The 17,943-nt window shown below is 54.8% G+C and carries 14 protein-coding genes and 2 tRNA genes; 12 read left to right on the top strand and 4 right to left on the bottom strand.

The window, feature by feature from the left end:
• The first annotated feature begins 44 nt into the window (after window positions 1-44).
• The 10 genes from VSQ30_RS11545 to VSQ30_RS11500 all read left to right on the top strand — a co-directional run bounded on the left by VSQ30_RS11545 (window position 45) and on the right by VSQ30_RS11500 (window position 10,519).
• Window positions 45-2,420, top strand: a complete 2,376-nt coding sequence (locus tag VSQ30_RS11545) for an ATP-dependent helicase (RefSeq protein WP_334464188.1) — start codon at window positions 45-47, stop codon at window positions 2,418-2,420.
• Between the two features lie 10 nt (window positions 2,421-2,430).
• Window positions 2,431-3,126, top strand: a complete 696-nt coding sequence (locus VSQ30_RS11540) for a carbon-nitrogen hydrolase family protein (RefSeq protein WP_334464186.1) — start codon at window positions 2,431-2,433, stop codon at window positions 3,124-3,126.
• Between the two features lie 19 nt (window positions 3,127-3,145).
• Complete coding sequence (locus VSQ30_RS11535) at window positions 3,146-3,628, top strand: nucleotidyltransferase domain-containing protein (RefSeq protein ID WP_334464185.1); 483 nt, start codon at window positions 3,146-3,148, stop codon at window positions 3,626-3,628.
• Window positions 3,625-5,364 (top strand): ABC transporter ATP-binding protein, encoded by a 1,740-nt coding sequence (locus VSQ30_RS11530; RefSeq protein ID WP_334464184.1) that lies wholly within the window; start codon window positions 3,625-3,627, stop codon window positions 5,362-5,364. The genes VSQ30_RS11535 and VSQ30_RS11530 overlap by 4 nt, the downstream gene beginning before the upstream one ends.
• A complete protein-coding gene (locus tag VSQ30_RS11525; RefSeq protein ID WP_334464183.1) occupies window positions 5,361-7,109 on the top strand; it encodes an ABC transporter ATP-binding protein in 1,749 nt (582 codons plus the stop codon). The genes VSQ30_RS11530 and VSQ30_RS11525 overlap by 4 nt, the downstream gene beginning before the upstream one ends.
• Before the next feature lie 277 nt (window positions 7,110-7,386).
• Complete coding sequence (gene accD / locus VSQ30_RS11520; protein ID WP_502876276.1) at window positions 7,387-8,247, top strand: acetyl-CoA carboxylase, carboxyltransferase subunit beta; 861 nt, start codon at window positions 7,387-7,389, stop codon at window positions 8,245-8,247.
• Window positions 8,234-8,998, top strand: coding sequence for an acetyl-CoA carboxylase carboxyltransferase subunit alpha (locus tag VSQ30_RS11515; protein ID WP_334464181.1), 765 nt, complete (start codon window positions 8,234-8,236; stop codon window positions 8,996-8,998). The genes accD and VSQ30_RS11515 overlap by 14 nt, the downstream gene beginning before the upstream one ends.
• A 300-nt stretch (window positions 8,999-9,298) precedes the next feature.
• The gene (gene ribF / locus VSQ30_RS11510; protein WP_334464179.1) at window positions 9,299-10,216 is read left to right on the top strand and encodes a riboflavin biosynthesis protein RibF; all 918 of its coding nucleotides are present in this window, start codon (window positions 9,299-9,301) and stop codon (window positions 10,214-10,216) included.
• 119 nt (window positions 10,217-10,335) lie between these two features.
• Window positions 10,336-10,409 (top strand) — tRNA-Gln (locus tag VSQ30_RS11505).
• Between the two features lie 33 nt (window positions 10,410-10,442).
• Window positions 10,443-10,519, top strand: a tRNA-Pro gene (locus VSQ30_RS11500).
• A gap of 370 nt (window positions 10,520-10,889) precedes the next feature.
• Here the strand turns inward: VSQ30_RS11500 and VSQ30_RS11495 are convergent.
• The 4 genes from VSQ30_RS11495 to VSQ30_RS11480 all read right to left on the bottom strand — a co-directional run bounded on the left by VSQ30_RS11495 (window position 10,890) and on the right by VSQ30_RS11480 (window position 15,543).
• Window positions 10,890-11,162, bottom strand: coding sequence for a hypothetical protein (locus VSQ30_RS11495; RefSeq protein ID WP_334464178.1), 273 nt, complete (start codon window positions 11,160-11,162; stop codon window positions 10,890-10,892).
• 1,081 nt (window positions 11,163-12,243) lie between these two features.
• A complete protein-coding gene (locus VSQ30_RS11490) occupies window positions 12,244-12,879 on the bottom strand; it encodes an ATP-binding cassette domain-containing protein (RefSeq protein WP_334464176.1) in 636 nt (211 codons plus the stop codon).
• Window positions 12,880-12,904: 25 nt separating this feature from the next.
• Window positions 12,905-14,197 (bottom strand): ABC transporter permease, encoded by a 1,293-nt coding sequence (locus VSQ30_RS11485; protein WP_334464174.1) that lies wholly within the window; start codon window positions 14,195-14,197, stop codon window positions 12,905-12,907.
• Window positions 14,198-14,208: 11 nt separating this feature from the next.
• The gene (locus VSQ30_RS11480) at window positions 14,209-15,543 is read right to left on the bottom strand and encodes an ABC transporter permease (RefSeq protein WP_334464173.1); all 1,335 of its coding nucleotides are present in this window, start codon (window positions 15,541-15,543) and stop codon (window positions 14,209-14,211) included.
• A 231-nt stretch (window positions 15,544-15,774) separates the two neighbouring features.
• Here VSQ30_RS11480 and VSQ30_RS11475 point away from each other — a divergent pair, with 231 nt between their 5' ends.
• Both VSQ30_RS11475 and VSQ30_RS11470 read left to right on the top strand, forming a co-directional pair.
• Entirely contained in the window at window positions 15,775-16,443 is a 669-nt protein-coding gene (locus VSQ30_RS11475; RefSeq protein ID WP_334464171.1) for a response regulator transcription factor, read from the top strand.
• Window positions 16,427-17,773, top strand: a complete 1,347-nt coding sequence (locus tag VSQ30_RS11470) for a HAMP domain-containing sensor histidine kinase (RefSeq protein WP_334464169.1) — start codon at window positions 16,427-16,429, stop codon at window positions 17,771-17,773. Before VSQ30_RS11475 ends, VSQ30_RS11470 begins: the two co-directional genes overlap by 17 nt.
• The last annotated feature ends 170 nt before the right edge of the window (window positions 17,774-17,943 follow it).

Here is a 17,943-nt window from a genome sequence, read left to right as displayed (position 1 = left end):
GTATCCCGCAGCGATTTTATGAGAAAAGAAAGGCTTTTATGTGTATGCAAGCATTAAAAGAAGAAATCCTGGCCCTGCGGCGCAGGGTAATGGAAAAAGATTTTTCCCGGATGAACAGCCGCCAGCAGGAGGCTGTCTTTACGGCAAAAGGCCCTCTGCTGGTGCTGGCAGGGGCGGGCAGCGGCAAAACCACAGTGCTGGTAAACCGCATTGCAAGCCTTATCCGCTATGGCACAGCTTATGAAAGCAGCTTTGTGCAGCCGGAGCTGGCAGAGGAGGATTTGAAGGCCTGCGAAAGGTATGTAGAAGAGGGGCAGCCCCTTCCCAGCGAGGTGCGGGGCAGGCTCTCTGTTTCCGCCTGCCGTCCCTGGCGCATTATGGCTATCACCTTTACGAACAAGGCTGCCGGGGAATTAAAGGAGCGGCTGTGCGCCATGCTGGGAGAGCCAGGCAACGATATCTGGGCCTCCACCTTCCACGCAAGCTGTGCCAGGATACTCCGCCGGGACGGGGACAGGCTGGGCTACACCTCCCATTTCACCATTTATGATACAGACGACAGCCGCCGCCTGATGAAGGACGTGATGCGCCAGTTGAACATTGCGGAAAAGGCCCTTTCCCACAGGGCGGTGCTGGCGGAGATTTCCCGGGCCAAGGAGCAGCTTGTCTCCCCCAGGGAATATGAGATGACAGCGGAAAAGGACTACCGGCTCCAGCAGGTTTCCCGGTGCTACACCTTGTACCAGCGGCGGCTGGAGGACGCGGACGCCATGGACTTTGACGATCTGCTGGTAAACGCGGTGCGGCTCTTTGAAAAAGCGCCGGAGGTGCTGGAATATTACCAGGATAAGTTCCAGTACATTATGGTGGACGAATATCAGGACACCAACCACGCACAATATGAATTTGTGAACCTCCTGGCGAAAAAAAGCGGGAACCTGTGCGTGGTGGGCGACGACGACCAGAGCATCTACAAGTTCCGGGGGGCCACCATTGAGAACATTTTGAATTTCGAGCAGGACAACCCCGGGGCTAAGGTGGTGCGGCTGGAGCAGAACTACCGCTCCACCCAGAACATACTGGACGCCGCCAACGCGGTTATCGAAAACAACCTGGAGCGCAAGGGGAAAACCCTGTGGACAGCCGCCGGGGCCGGGGAGAAGCTGCGGCTCCACACAGCGGAAAACGAGCAGGACGAGGCAGACTGCATTGCCCGGGCCATTCTGGAAGGGGTGGCAAAGGGCCGGAAGTTTTCTGATTACGCTGTTTTGTACCGCATGAATTCCCAGTCCCTTTCCTTCGAGCGGATGTTTGCAAAGCAGGGCATCCCCCACCGGATTATCGGCGGGCACAGGTTCTTTGACCGCAAGGAAGTGCGGGACATGATAGCCTATTTAAGCGTGATAAATAACCCGGAGGACGAAATCCGCCTCCAGCGCATTATAAATGTCCCTAAGCGCGGCGTGGGGGATAAGACCGTAGCTACGGCCGCGGAGATAGGCCAGCAGGTGGGGGAAAGCCTGTATCAGGTGCTCTCCCGGGCGGCGGAATACCCGGTCATTTCCCGGGCGGCGGCAAACAGGCTTGCGCCCTTTATCCAGCAGATGGACAGCTTTATAGAGAAAAACGAGGGGGGCATGGCCCCCAGCGAGCTGTACGGGGAGCTGGTGGAGGCCATCGGCTATCAGCAGTTTTTAAAGGCGGACGAGCCGGACAAAGCCGAGGGCCGCTGGGAAAACGTGCAGGAGCTTTCCTCCATGATCCGCCGCTATGAGGAGGAAAACGGGGAGGAAGCAAGCCTTTCCGGCTTCCTGGAGGAGGTGTCCCTGTTTACGGACATCGACAATTACGATGAAGAAAACGATTCTGTGGTGCTTATGACTATCCACTCCGCCAAGGGCCTGGAATTCCCAGTGGTGTTCCTGCCCGGCTGGGAGGAGGGGGTCTTCCCCGGAAATGCGGTGCTGTTCGATCCTACCCAGGTGGAGGAGGAGCGCCGGCTTGCCTATGTGGCTATCACCCGGGCCAAGGAGGAGCTGTCCCTGTACCACGCGGAGTCCCGGATGCTGTTCGGCTCCACCAACCACAACCGCCTTTCCCGCTTTGCCGGGGAAATTCCGGAGGCGCTTTTGGAGCACAGCCGCTCCCGCACCTTTATCCAGCCCCGGCCCCAAAGCCCCACCCTGCCCGGGATGGGGGAAGGCCGCAAAAAGCCCCAGATGCCCCAATACCGCCCCCAGGTGAAGCCTGCCGCTCCCGGCACCTATAAGCCCGGGGATACGGTTTCCCACAAAACCTTCGGCCAAGGGCTTGTCCTCACCGCCACGCCTATGGCAAACGACACCCTGCTGGAAATCGCCTTTGACAAGGTGGGTACCAAAAAGCTCTTTGCAAACTTTGCAAGGCTGACGAAAGGATAAGGTGGTTTTTATGGCTAAAATCATGCTGGCTGTACCCAACCGCATGGAAGCAAAAACAGAAATGCCCCGCCTTTTGCGGGAGGGTCCCGCCGACCTGTATGTTTTTCCTGAAGGTTTTCTGCGTTCCGGCGAGGAGGAAGCCATGGCCCTGGCGCTTTCAGAAAAGCAGGAGGGCACCATACTTACCGGGTACCGCGACGGGGACACGGAAAAAGTCCTGGTTCTGGAAAGTGGCAGGGTCGTGGATGCATACACAAAGTGCATCCTGCACAGAAGCGAGAAAAAAAGGGGCAAGCGCCCCGGCAGCAAAATCGGCTGTGTAAATACGCGGCTGGGGAAAATCGCGGTGCCCATCTGTTATGAGATACATTTCCCGGAGGTCTGCCGCATTATGGCGCTGGAAAACCCGGTGCTGATGGTGAACCCTATCGGCACCGGCATGTACCACCGGCAGCAATATGAACAGTGGCGGGCCATTGCCAGAACCCGGGCAATCGAAAACGAACTGCCTGTTGCGGGTTGCTGCCATTTCTGCGGGGAGATCCCCCTGGCGTTTGCCTTTAACAGCGCGGGGGAGGAGCTTCTGGCTGTTTGTGGAGGCCATGGAGGCTTTGTGGCAGACATGGATTTGACAGAAGGTTTGAAGCGTCCTCTGGGCTACTTTGACGACCGGGTGCCTAGGCTGTTTAAAACACTTTCAACTTAATGGAAACGGAGGGGGAACCATGCTGGAAACCTATCACATAGAAGCCCTCCGCATCATAACCCAAGCGGCGGCAAAGGAACCGGGCCTTGTATGGGCCTTGACGGGCAGCACCTCCTTTGCCTTGCAGGGCATGGATGTGCAGGCCCACGACATTGACATCCAGACAGACCGGGACAGCGCCTATACGCTGGGGACGCTGCTTAAAGAACACTGTGTGGAGCCTGTGCGCTTTTGCGGCACAGAAAAGATGCGCTCCCATTTTGGGCGGTTCCAAATCGGGGGGGCCGAGGTGGAAATCATGGGGGACATTGAAAAGCGCCTGCCGGACGGCAGGTGGCAGGAGGCGCCAGGCCTGGGCGCGCTCACCCGGTATGTGGATTTTGAAGGTATGCGCCTGTCTGTGCTTTCCCTGCGGTATGAGGCGGAAGCATACCGCACTATGGGGCGCACGGCCCGGGCGGAGGAGATAGAACAATATGTGAAGGGAGAGGTAGCGTTGTGAAACGCCTGCTGGGTTACCTGACGGAATATAAAAAAGAGTGCGTGCTTGGCCCGCTTTTTAAACTTTTGGAGGCAAGCTTCGAGCTGCTGGTGCCCCTGGTAATGGCGGCGGTGATTGACACGGGCATTAAGAGCCGGAGCCAGGGATATGTGATACAGATGTGCCTGGTGCTTGTAGGCTTGGGGCTGGTGGGGCTTGTCTGTTCCATCACCGCCCAGTATTTTGCGGCAAAGGCCTCTGTGGGCTTTGCCGCAAAGGTGCGCGGGGCGCTTTTCGGGCACATCCAGCGCCTGGGGTTCCGGGAACTGGACAGGGAGGGCGCCGCCACCCTTATCACCCGCATGACAAGCGATTTAAACCAGGTGCAAAACGGCATGAACCTGGCCTTAAGGCTGCTGCTGCGCTCGCCTTTTGTGGTGTTTGGGGCTATGGTGATGGCCTTTACCATCGACTGGCGGGCAGCCCTCATTTTCGCTGTGGCAATCCCCCTGCTGGCGGCTGTGGTGTTTGGGGTGATGCTGTGGACTATGCCCCGGTATAAGCAGGTGCAGGCAGGGCTTGACCGGGTGCTGGGCAAAACCCGGGAAAACCTTACCGGCGTGCGGGTGGTGCGGGCCTTTGGCCGGGAGGAAACGGAAACCGCCGCCTTCCAGGAGGAAAACCAGGCCCTCACCCGTCTGCAGGTGTTTGTGGGGCGGGTTTCCGGCCTGATGAACCCGGTGACCTATATCCTCATCAACCTGGCCACCCTGGCGCTGGTGTGGGCCGGGGGCCTGCGGGTAGAGGCAGGCGCCATCACCCAGGGGCAGGTGGTAGCCCTCTTAAACTACATGGGCCAGATTCTGGTGGAGCTTGTCAAGCTTGCGAACCTTATCATCAACATCACCAAGGCCCTGGCATGCGCGGGCCGGGTGGCGGATGTGATGGACATTGCCCCCAGCCTTTCGGAAAAGCCCGGGGCAGTGAAGGCGGGAACCGGGGAGGGCCAGGGCCTTTCTGTGGAGTTCCGGGACGTGTGCCTTGCCTATGAAGGGGCTGGGGCCGAATCCCTCTCCCATATCAGCTTTTCTGTAAAGCCCGGGGAGACAGTGGGCATTATCGGCGGCACCGGCTGCGGCAAAACCTCCCTTGTAAACCTTATCCCCCGGTTTTATGACTGCACCCTGGGCCAGGTGCTTATTGGCGGCGTGCCCGCCGGGGACTGGCCCCTCCAAAGCCTGCGGGGGGAAATAGGCGTGGTGCCCCAGCGCGCCCAGCTTTTCTCGGGGACCATCCGGGAAAACCTGCAGTGGGGCGGCGGGGACGCCTCTGACGAGGAGCTGTGGCAGGCCTTGGAAACGGCCCAGGCCAAAGAGTTTGTGGAGAAAAAGCCCAAGGGCTTAGACGAGCCTGTGGCCCAGGGAGGCCGCAACTTCTCCGGGGGCCAGCGCCAGCGGCTTACCATTGCCAGGGCTTTAGCCCGCAGGCCCAGGCTTTTGATACTGGACGACAGCGCCAGCGCCCTGGACTTCGCCACAGACGCAAGGCTGCGCTCTGCCATTAAAAACCTTCCTTATGGGCAGACCGTGTTCATTGTGTCCCAACGGGCCTCCTCCATCCGGCACGCAGATAAAATCATTGTGCTGGACGACGGCTGCGCTGTGGGGATAGGCTCCCATGAAGAGCTGCTGGAAAGCTGCGGGGTGTATAGGGAAATCTGCGAGTCCCAGATGGAGAAAGGAGGAGAGGGCGCATGAAAGAGAAGGCACAGAAAGGCACTTTAAAAAAAGTGCTGCGCTATATTAAAAAATACCGGTTGTTTGTGGCCCTGTCCCTGGTGCTGGCGGCTGTGACAGTGGCGGGCACCCTGTATATCCCCATCCTTACCGGGCGGGCGGTTGACCTTATCGTTTCCCCGGGGCAGGTGGATTTTCCCGGCATTTTCCGGCTGCTTTTGCAGGCGGGGATTGTCATTGGGATTGCGGCGTTTGCCCAGTGGGTGATGAACCTGTGCAACAACCACGTCACCTACCGGGTGGTACGGGATATCCGCAGCGAAGCCTTCTGCAAGCTGCAAAGCCTGCCCCTTTCCTATCTGGACGCCCACCCCACAGGAGAGGTGGTCAGCCGGGTGATTGCAGACGTGGATCAGTTTGCCGACGGCCTTTTAATGGGCTTTACCCAGCTTTTTTCCGGGATTATCACCATTTTAGGCACCCTGCTTTTCATGCTCAGCGTAAATGTGGCCATCACCCTGGTGGTGGTGCTTATCACCCCGGTGTCCCTCCTGGTGGCGGCTTTTATCGCCAAGCGCACCTATACCATGTTCCACCAGCAGTCCCTGGTGCGGGGGGAACAGACCGGCTTCATTGAAGAGATGATAGAGGGGCAGCGGGTGGTGCAGGCCTTTGGGCAGGAGGAAAAAGCCCAAAAACGGTTTGACGAGATCAATGCCCGGCTGCAGGGCTGCTCTCTGCGGGCCATCTTCTTCTCCTCCATCACAAACCCCTCCACCCGGTTTGTCAACTCCCTGGTGTACACCGGTGTGGGGGTGGCCGGGGCCTTGTCCGTCATCGGCGGGGGCCTTACAGTGGGTATGCTTTCCTGCTTTTTAAGCTATGCCAACCAGTATACCAAGCCCTTTAACGAGATTTCCGGCGTGGTGACAGAGTTGCAAAATGCCCTGGCCTGCGCGGGCCGGGTGTTCGCCCTGATAGAGGAGAAGCCCCAGCAGCCTGATCCGGTAAACGCCCGCACGCTGGTGGATCCGGACGGGCGGGTGCAGGCGGAAAATGTCAGTTTCTCCTACCGCCGGGGCCAGCCCTTGATTGAAAATTTCAGCCTCCAGGTGAAGCCGGGCCAGCGGGTGGCCCTGGTAGGCCCTACCGGCTGCGGCAAAACCACCATCATCAACCTGCTCATGCGCTTTTACGATGTGGACAGCGGGGCTATCTCCGTAGACGGGGAGGACATCCGCCTTTTAACCAGGAAGAGCCTGCGGAAAAACTATGGCATGGTGCTGCAGGAAACCTGGCTGAAGCGGGGCACTATTGCGGAAAACATCAGCTATGGAAAGCCTGGCGCAGCCAGGGAGGAAATTGTGGAGGCAGCCAAAGCCGCCCATGCCCACAGCTTTATCAAGCGCCTGCCGAAGGGCTATGACACCATCATTGGGGAAGGGGCGGAAAATCTGAGCCAGGGCCAGAAGCAGCTTCTGTGCATTGCCCGGGTGATGCTCTCCCTGCCTCCCATGCTGATTTTAGACGAGGCCACCTCCTCCATTGACACCCGCACAGAAAGCCGTATCCAGCGGGCTTTCCAGAAGATGATGCAGGGCCGCACCAGCTTTATTGTAGCCCATCGGCTTTCCACCATCCGGGACGCGGATGTAATCCTGGTGATGCGGGACGGGCGCGTGGTGGAGCAGGGCAGCCATGAGGAACTGCTGCAAAAGGGCGGGTTCTATGCGGAGCTTTATAACAGCCAGTTCGCCAAAACATGACAAGGTTAGGAAAGGCTCCGCAGGGGCCTTTCCTCTTTTGAACCGGCGCAAAGCCGCCTGCCTGCAGGCCAAGCTTTGGGATATATCTGAAGAAAAAAGACAATGGGTTTGACGTTATGCCAAGAGTTTGGTATAATACGGGAAGCGGCGTGCTGTACTTTGGCAAACACCCCTTTTACAGGCAGCACACTTGAAAACAGGCAAACCCTTTCAAGCGCGCCGGATGCATGGCTGTGAAAAACACAAAGGAAAGGAACGAAGCAAGGGTATGAATCTGATGGGATTATTCCGCTCGCCCCAGAACGAACTGGAAAAAGGGGGCAAGGAAGCGGAGGATCAGGGGATCCGCAATAGCTGCCCCAAATGCGGCGTACAGCTTCCCCTTACCGACTTACAGGAAAACCTGAACGTGTGCAGCGCCTGCGGCTACCATTTCCGCATTGGCCCCCGGGAGCGCATTTTCCACATCTGCGACGAGGGCACATTTGCGGAGCTGGACGGGGATTTAATGAGCCGGGATCTGCTGGACTTCCCCGGCTATGACCAGAAGCTGCGAAACGCCAAGCTTGCCTCCCGAGAGAAAGAAGGCGTGCTGTGCGGCACAGCGGAAATTGCTGGCCGGCCCTGCGCCATTTTCTGCATGGATCCCAATTTCATGATGGGCAGCATGGGCACAGTGGTGGGGGAGAAAATTACCCGGCTGTTTGAGTATGCCACAGGGCACAACCTGCCGGTGGTGGGCTTTACGGTGTCCGGCGGGGCGCGGATGCAGGAAGGCATCCTCTCTTTGATGCAGATGGCGAAAACCAGCGCCGCCCTGAAAAAGCACAGCGACGCCGGGAATTTTTACCTCACAGTGCTTACCGACCCCACGCTGGGCGGCATTACCGCCAGCTTTGCTATGGACGGGGACGTGATTATGGCAGAGCCGGGGGCCACCATTGGCTTTGCCGGCGCCAGGGTGATTGAGCAGACTATCCGCAAAAAGCTGCCCCAGGGCTTCCAGACGGCGGAATTCCTGCTGGAGCATGGCTTTGTGGATTTGATAGTCCCCCGCAGCGAGCAAAAACAGGCCATTGCCTGGCTTTTGCAGATGCATACAGCAAAAGAGAGGAGGGAGCAGGATGAGCGCCTATGATAAAGTCCTGCTGGCCCGGGCCAAGGACAGGCCCACGGGCATGTCTTACATTGAAAATATTTTTTCCGCCTTTGTAGAACTGCACGGCGACCGCCGCTTTGGGGATGACCCTGCCATTGTGGGGGGGCTTGCGGAGCTGGAGGGAATGCCTGTGACGGTTATCGCTATGGAAAAAGGCGGAGACATGAAGGAAAAGGTGCGCCGCAACTTCGGCTCCCCCAATCCCGAGGGATACCGCAAGGCCCTGCGCCTGATGAAGCAGGCGGAAAAGTTCCACCGGCCAGTGGTGTGCTTTGTGGACACCTCCGGGGCTTACTGCGGCTTAGGCGCGGAGGAGCGGGGCCAGGGCCAGGCCATTGCGGAAAACCTGCTGGAAATGATCGACCTGAAAACCCCTGTTGTCTCTATTCTCGTTGGGGAAGGGGGCAGCGGCGGCGCTTTGGCTATGGCTGTGGCAGACCAGGTGTGGATCCTGGAAAATGCCGTGTATTCCGTCATCTCTCCCGAGGGCTGCGCCAGCATTTTGTGGAAGGATCCCAAGCGGGTAAAGGACGCGGCAGACTGCCTGCACATTACAGCCCAGGATATGGCGGAACTGGGCGTGGTGGAAAAGGTTATCTCGGAAGAGGAGGGGTTTGACTGCGCCTATGCCCAGATAAAAGAAGAGCTTTGCGCCCTGCTTCCCAGCCTCCTGGCCTTAACCCCGGAAGAGCTGCTGGAAAAACGTTACCAGCGTTTCCGCAACTTTTAGCAGCGTAACGCTGCGCCTAAGCCGCAGGATGAAATTCCGCGCTCATGTAAGCTGCCAGTTTTTTTGCTCTGGAAAGGAATATCCCAAGCGCAGGGCCTGAAAAATTCTAAGAAATATTTTTAAATTTAGTTTTAGGGCCAACCCCTTTTTTTAAAGGGGTTGTAGGGTGTGGGGGCGAAAATCGCCAGTGGCGATTGCTATGAGCTGACCGAGCCGGGAGGCGAGACTCAAAGCCCCAGGGTCTTAGAGTCCGTCTTAAAACTCTCATGATATGCCAAAATGAAGAAAGGAGCGCCCGGTATGGAAATCATAAGCAGTCTGGAAAATATAAGGGACGGCCAGCCCTGCTCTCTGGCCCTGGGCGCTTTTGACGGCCTGCACAGGGGGCACATGGCAGTGATAAAGGCTGCCTGCGGCGCAGAAGAGTTGGTTCCAGGGGTGTTCACTTTTGCTTCTGCCCCTAAGGGCGCGCCTGCCCTGCTTACGCCAGAGGACAAGCTGCTCTTGCTGGAAAAGGCTGGTATCCGCCAAGTGTGCCAGGTGGACTTCGCTTCCCTGTGCCATATGGAGGCGGAGCGCTTTGTGCGGGAAGTCCTCTTTCAAAGGCTTCATGCCGTCCGGCTTTGCTGTGGCGAGGATTTCCGGTTTGGCCGGGGTGCGGCGGGAAATACCAGCTTGCTGGCCGCCCTCTGTAAGGAATCCGGTGTTGCGCTGGAAATCCTGCCTCCTGTCCGGGAGAAGGGGAAGAAAATCAGCTCCACCCTTATCCGCGCTGCTGTGGAGCAGGGGGACATCCCTCTTGCCAACCGCCTTCTGGGCCGGCCCTTTGGCTTTTCCCTGCCGGTTATACATGGCAACCACATTGGGCATTCCCTAGGCACGCCCACCATAAATCAGGCCCTTCCCGAGGGCTTTATCCAGCCCCGCTTCGGCGTATACGCCGCCTGGTGCCAAGTGGAGGAGGCATTCCACTGTGGGGTGGCAAACATCGGCGTGAAGCCTACGGTAGGCTCGGAACGGGTGCTGGCAGAAACCTGGATGCCCCATTTTTCCGGAGACTTGTATGGGAAGGCTGTCCGGTTGTTCCTGCTGGAGTTTTTGCGTCCTGAAAGGAAATTCCCGTCCCTGGAAGCGCTGAAAGCAGAAATTCTGGAAAATGCCCGGCAAGCCCAGGCTGTTACCCGGCGGGTTCCTGCCCCTGCAGCCCTGGGAGAATGACGGGGCGGCGTTTTTCTGAAAAGAAAAAATTTAAAAAAATTTGCAGAACCCCTTGACTTTTTCTCAAAGTTTGGTATAATAGTAACTGCTCTTGAGTGACAGGCACGCAAGAGAGATATAGCGGTATTGTGTAATGGTAGCACAGCAGACTCTGACTCTGTTTGTCTGGGTTCAAATCCTGGTACCGCTGCCAGGCCCCGGTTTTATCTAACCCGGGGCTTTTTTTCGAGGTGTGGCTCAGTTTGGTAGAGCGCTACGTTCGGGACGTAGAAGTCGCAGGTTCAAATCCTGTCACCTCGACCATCCTGTGGATATAAAAAAGATATTCGCTCAAAAAACCGCGCGGCTGCGCGGTTTTTTGATGCCCGAGAGCCTGGATTTCGAAAGTGCAAAAACGTGGATGTAAGTCAACGAAAAATAGATTCGAACCCTCACAATGACAGAATAGGGTGAGAAATACATAGTCGGCCGCTGGAAGTTAGCTCTCACAAATAAGCGATCGGCTTTTTCATTTTCAAGAGAAAGACGTTGATAAAAATCAAGATAACTGCAAAGCATTGTCTGTTCCCTACCCGCGCTCTGCCCAATTGGGACAAGAGCTTCAAAAGCATCTTTAGTAGGTATTTCTTCGAGTTTGGTCTGGACTTATCAAAATCTTGTGGTATCCTTGTGGTCAAGAAAAACTCCAAGAAAGGATGATATCCATGAAGAAAACCCTAACAGTCCTCCTGGCCACAGCCCTCTTAGCGAGCGTTAATGGGTGCCAGACAGCACCTCCAGACTCAGAGCCTGCACAGCAGACCCTCATGGTAAAGGCTGAATCAGCCCCGTTGACTGACCAAACTGCTTTCAATATAGCTGCCACCCTTGAGCAGACCATCGCTGGAATAAATTTCAAACCGGCGGTATCCATACTCAGAAAATCCGCCAGCAAAAATGAAAACAATAGTCACCCCCCTATCCACACACGAAACAAGAAAGCGCACACGCATCCACCTCCAGCGTAGAAGACACCGATACGCAGGGCACAGAACCAAAGACAATAGACCCAACGCCTGCGCCAAAGCAGCCAGACACCGAGCATGATGCCACCCTGACAGTTACCGTGAGAGCAACTCCCACGCCAGTAGCTACACCCACTCCTACGCCCACGCCAGAGCCACCAGCACCCACTCCCATACCTCCCGCGCCAACTCCGGAACCGGTCATAGAGGAGCCCACCTTCGACATCGGCTACTGGATAGGCTACGCACAAAGCTATGCCCAGGGCCTTGGCCTGCGGCTGGAGAGCAGCGCGGTAGATTGCTGGGACAACCCCATAGGGGCCGGGCCACACAGCACCTGTCTTGAGAGGGACATCGCCAGCAGACTGAACCGGTATGCCAACGACCAGGACATCACCGATGTGTGGATCTGGTACGAGCCCACTGATGGGAACTGCTACGACATCTATATCGGGTACGCTTGACAGAAAAATGAATGCCAGCCCTGAGCGCATCGCAAATCGCGGTGCACTTTTTCTTTGCCACTCATCGCCACCTGTCGGCCCCTGCGTGGCCCCGTGTCGGGGCTTGCAGGGCTGGGTCGGGAAAACACACGGCCCTGCACCGGCGAGGGCCGTGTCGGGGCAATGTCGGCCCGGTTTGGAAAGGCACTGATTTCGAGGGGATTTGACCGGCTTTGGGCAAGGCCGAAAAGCAAGCAGGAGAAAGGAGGTGGGGTTGCTATGCTCCCCACCTCCGGGTCACAACGCCCGGCAACGCCGGTCGTTTCAGGGGATTCCGGGCTTTCGGGATTGCAAAATAAAATAGGGTTGCTAATTCTGCAGTTCCCGGAAAACAGGGTTGCAAGACCCATAAATGGCTGTATAACGGCAAATATCCAGGGGTTGCTATATAAATTGTGAAAAAAACACCTCCCGCCAAGAGTGGAGTGCGCCCTCTCGGTGGAAGGTGGTACCTGTCACCATGATAGGTCTAGTGAACTACCCAAGTGAAAAAGAAATACAAGCAGATAGAAAATAGTGATTAAAGCTTACTTAACTTCAATACCCCTTTTGTTAGCTGAAAGACTGCATCAGCCTCTTTCGCCAACTCATTGGAGTGCGTCACGATCACCACACATTTGCCGGATTTATGGGCGCTGTCTTTCAGAATGGCGGTAATCTCGGCGGCGGTGTCCTCGTCCAAGTTTCCGGTCGGTTCATCGGCCAGGATAACCTGTGCGTCACTGGCCAGAGCGCGGGCAATGGCCACACGCTGCTGCTGGCCTCCGGACAGCTTCAGCACATTCCGCTTTGCCTCTTCTGCGGTCAATCCCAACTGCTCCAGAATGGGGAGCGCCGGCAGTTTGGAGGTCAAAGCCACGTTCTCCATAGGGGTCAGATAGTCGATCAAGTTGTAACTCTGGAAGATGAACGCCACATGGCTGCGCCGATGATTGGCAAGGCCAGTCTTTGCAATGTCCTCCCCCTGGTACAAAATCTGACCGCTGGTGGGGCTGTCCAGACCACCCAGCAGGGACAGCAGCGTGGTCTTGCCGCACCCGGAGGGGCCGAGGATTGCGTACATCTTGCCCAGCTCCATTTGAGCGTTGATGCCCTTCAGGACTTTCTTTTTGCCGTCATAGGCATATTGCACATTTTGGATTTCCATGATATTCATAAGGCTACCTCATTTCTTCGTAAAATCATTCCATTTGTGACAGGATTGTTTTCGGCTTCAACCGCATGGCGGGGATGCAGGATGCTAACACTGCTGTCACCAATAGGACACCGCCCACGACAACAACCAGCATAAAGTGCTCCGATGTAACGATGATGTGTTCAGCCGTTTTGCCAAACAGTGTTCCCAAGGTTCCAGCTGCCTGTTTGCTGGACAGATAGGCCAGAGGAAACGCTGCCGCTGCAATCAACAGGACTTCCAGCAGATATTGGAGAACAACCACAGGTTTGGCAATACCAACCGCCAGCAAGATTCCGGTTTCTCTTTTCCGGCTGCGAACGGACATGGATAGAATAAGAACCATCAGCACCATGCTCACGGCGGTAATGACAATAATTAAGGTAGTAATCAGAGTACCTGTGTCAGAAAGGGCGCTGGAGATATTTTGGTACACTTCATCGTTGGCTGTAATAAAAAAGTTGTTCCAGTTGATTGTATTGATTTTTTGCACCTCATGGAGGATACTTTCAAGCCGTTCCGGGTCGGAAACAAAGAAATCTGCGGAGGCATAGCCCACATCTGTGTAATTTTCCAACAGCTTCTTCATTGCGGCTTCACTGACAAAGGCATTGTTCGTATACTCGTAGTAAGAAGATTCGTTGTAATGGTTGCGCTCGTCTGTTTTATCAGCCACGACTTCAAATAAACCAACAATTTCCAAATCCATTGTTTTGTCATCGGATAGAGGGTTATTGACTGCCTGGATGGTATCGCCTGCTTTAAGATCATGTTTATCCGCAATATCTTTACTGATAACGATCCCATTCTTAACAGAGGAATCGATCGTCCTCCCCTCGCACATAACCAAAGCCCCGGACAGGAAAAGAGAATGGTATTTTGAATTGATACAGCTATAAGAGTAAAACTGACAGTCAACAATCGCATGACCTGTAGGTTCCATTTGTTCCAGCCATTGCCCCCGACGATCAGACAGGCATAGAATGGTGCGGATCGAAGCGTTGTAACCCTCTATTCCATTGATAGCAGCGATGCTTTCCATTTTGTCAGCCGTAAGGTATTCCTGCGTGCTGTATGAGCCGCCTCTATCACTGCTCCAGCCACCTGTCGCAGTATTACGGCTGACGGTAAAACTTGCTCCTGTCGTTCCCCTGACCTCCTCGGCCTGTTCCTCCTGAACATCTGCTATGGCAAGCCCGGACAGAACCAGAGTGGTGATTGCCAGCAACAGGCAGAACAGCAGCAGGGTCTTTTTCCATTTTCTTGCGGTATACAAGACCGCTCGTGTGATGAAATTCATTGTGCGCCTCCTTAACTCATCTGCGACAAAATGCTCTTGGGCTTCATCTTCATAATTGGGTAAGCGGCCAAGGCGGTGGATGCCGTGCAAAGTACCATGCCGAAGGCCCACACGGTCAGGTAGTCCTTTGCCGAAACCGCCACTATGATCTCTGACAGTCCCAAATCCTCGGCAGGTCCTCCGCCGCTTTCAGAGTTCCCGGTCAAATCTACTGCTTCATAGGTTTCCGTAGTCACTTGGGACAGCAGACGGCTCCCAATCTGATTGGATATAGCCGAACTGACGCCATAGGAAAGAAGCAAGGCGATAGCCGCCGCCAAAATGACCTCCAGCAGATATTGCAGCAACACGGAACCTTTTGAAATTCCCATTGCCAGATAGACGCCGGTTTCGTGGACGCGCCCGCGAAGCCGCAGGGTCAGAAACAGCGCCAGCACCAAAAGACAGATTACCGACACCACAACGATGGCGATAAAGACGATGTTCCGCAGGCCCTCCAGGGATTCCTTTGCGTTCTGATAATCGTTGTCGTAACGGGTTATCGTACTGCTTTCCCAATCCATTCCTGGAAGTTCCTGCACCTCAGTCATGATGCGGTCAAGATCGTCCGGGTCGTTCACAAAGAAGTCTCCGTATTGGCTGCTGGCCGCGCCATCACCATAGAGCAGGAAAGAAGCGGTGGAGAGGTCGGTAAACACGATGTTGTCATAGAGATCGTAGGATGGAGCGATTCCAATGGAATCCTGCTCCTTTGTGTTGGTAAAGATTCCAGCCACCGTCACCGGGATTGTATGGGCGTTCTCCGATACATTTCCCAGCAGCATGGTATCGCCCACAGCCAGCCCATTGCGTTGGGCAAATTTCTCGTGAATCAGCACCTCATTCCTGCTTCCGGCGGTGACGGCGCTGCCGCCGGTTAGCACGAAGCCCCCATCTGTGAAATAGCTGTCCTCCTGCGAATTGGAGTTCGCCACGATCTTACCGGCATTTTCGTACCCCTCCGGCACCTGGGCCGCGCCCTCGGTGCTGATCTCCAGCAGCTTTCCACCCGCGTCATAATAATTTGCATGGGAATAGGAGCGCAGGGTGTACCTGCCGCTCAAGCCGTCTATGGCGAGAATGCTGCTCACCGCATCCTCCGGGATACCGCTTTCCAGATGCTTTGCGTTGATGGTAAAATATCCCAGCAGGGCCTTTTTGATGTTGGCGTTTGCGGTCTCTGTGGCGGACTGAATGGAGAGGCAGGTCAGCATCATGGTTGCCATGACCAGCAGAAACGCCAGAAGCGTGATTGCCTTGCCCTTTTTCCGTATGGAATATAGGCAGGCCCGTTTCCACAAATTCATTTTATCGACCTCCTTGAGTGGAATGACCCAATCATACGCCGTGAAGATGGAGTTGCGGTGGAGTTAAGAGGTAGATTCGATAGAGTTTTTGATTCTTAACATTTGATAGCTTGATTTGCCCATAAAATAAGGGTACAATCCCTTGTGCCCGAGAGAAAAATATAGGATTTCTCCACCTCAACTTCACAATCATGTTTTATAATAAGGTGAGAGATATGGGAGGCGAATCAGATGGGAAAGCGCATTTTAGTCATAGAAGATGAAGTGTCCATCCAAAACATCCTACGGATATTTTTGGAGGACGCCGGGTATCAAGTCACGCTGGCAGATGATGGCATGGACGGTATTGCCGCCTTTCACAAGGACAGCTTCGACCTTGTGCTGCTGGATATCATGATGCCCCGGCTGGACGGTTATTCGGTCTGCGAGATGATCCGCAACGAGAGCAGTACGCCTGTTATCCTGCTGACCGCTCTGGATGACGAGGATAACCAGATGAAAGGCTTTAATTTGCTGGCGGACGATTACATCACAAAGCCATTTTCTATGCCGCTGGTTTTGAAACGGATAGAGGCCGTGCTTCGAAGAGCCCGGTCCGGAGAGAAAAGCAGCGTGCTGGTTTATCAAAACGTCCAGCTGGACACAGAAAACTATAAGGTTTTTGTTGAGGGTAAAGAAATAACTTTGACCGCCCGGGAGTTTGACATCCTGCGCTTGCTGATGGAGAACCAGGGCCGGGTATTCACCAGGGAGCAGCTGCTGGATATTATCTGGAATTATGACTATCTGGGAGATGATAAAATCATCAACACCCACATCAAAAATATCCGCAAAAAGCTGGGGGTAGACTGTATCGAAACTATAAGAGGGGTGGGATATCGCATTGATAAAAACCATTAAGAACAGCCTATGGATGAAAATATTCTTCTCACTGACCATTCTGCTATTTGCCGTCAGTTTCCTCCTCTATGGAATTGTCACGGCGGTCATGCCAGCCAGCTACCGTTCACAGCAGACTCTGGGCTACACGGAACAGATGGGCCGATTGGTCACGGAACTGGAAAACGGTACTGTGGATGACGCCATAAACCATATCTATGAATTTTGCCTGAACCACAATGCTGTCGCCACGCTGAACGGAAAGCTGAATACTGTCACCTTTGGAGAAGGATCCACATCGGATGAAAAGCAGCCTGCTCAGACCGCTACCGCAAATTTGAAAATTGGCGAAGAAACCTATCAGCTTTCCGTTACCATATCCGGCAGGCTGGTAAATCGGCTTACCAAAGCGTTCTGGAATCTGCTACCCATTATCAGCCTTCTGATCCTGTCTATCTCCATCATCGCCGCCAGCGTGTACACACATTTTCTTGCAAAACCGATTTTGAAAATCAGTGATATTTCCAAGCGCCTTGCCGAGCTGGACATGACTTGGCGATGCGATACTACCCGCACGGATGAGGTGGGCATACTGGCGAGGAATCTCAACACTATGGCGGAACGCTTGGATATCGCGCTCCGGGAGTTAACCACCGCCAACGCAAAATTGCAGGAGGATATTGAGCAGGAACATAGGCAGGAGAAAGTGCGAATGGATTTCTTCCGGGCTGTGTCCCACGAGTTGAAAACCCCTATCACTGTGTTGAAAGGCGAGTTGGAGGGGATGATTTACATGGTTGGCGAGTATAAGGACAGGGATAAGCACCTTCGCGGCTCCATGCGGACTGTAAAAGAAATGGAAAATTTGGTCAAAGAAATCCTGTCCATTTCCCGGATGGCAGGCAGTGATTTCAGTTTGAACAAGGCTGAAGTAAACATGACCGCCCTCGTCCAGTCCTGCTGCCGGAAATGGCAGGGGATGGCAGAGGATAAGGGGCAGCAGCTGATAGCTGACCTCGAAGAATGCACCTGCATGGGTGACCGCGATTTACTTGAAAAAGCTGTGTCGAATATTATTGGGAATGCGGTCATCCATTCGGAAAATAATTCTGTCATCAGGGCGTCGCTGAAAGAGAACGTATTGGAAGTCCTCAACACCGGACGCATACCAGAGGGTGAGTTGGAGCGCATTTTCGAGCCGTTTTATCGGGTTGAGTCCTCCCACAACAGAAAGACCGGTGGCAGCGGGCTGGGGCTGTATATTGTTAAAGCGATTTTAGATCAGCATGGAATGGTATATGACATTAACAATATAGAGGGTGGGGTGCGTTTTATAGTTCACCTTTCTTAAAAAAGGAAAATGAAGGAGTACAACCGGTTCGAAGATGGTTGTACTCCTTTTTTGTTTTTCTTATTCCTGCGGCGCGCACTACCGTTAAAAAACTCTATCAAAACTCCCCCTCAACTCCACCTGTACTCCACTTTTACCCGCTATATTTTAGAAAAAAGCGGCCCGAGCCA

The organism is Acutalibacter sp. JLR.KK004, assembly GCF_036941085.1.
Taxonomy (GTDB): domain Bacteria; phylum Bacillota; class Clostridia; order Oscillospirales; family Acutalibacteraceae; genus Acutalibacter.
The sequence above is the reverse complement of the archived record's forward strand: the minus strand, read 5'-3'. Positions and strand labels throughout refer to the sequence as shown.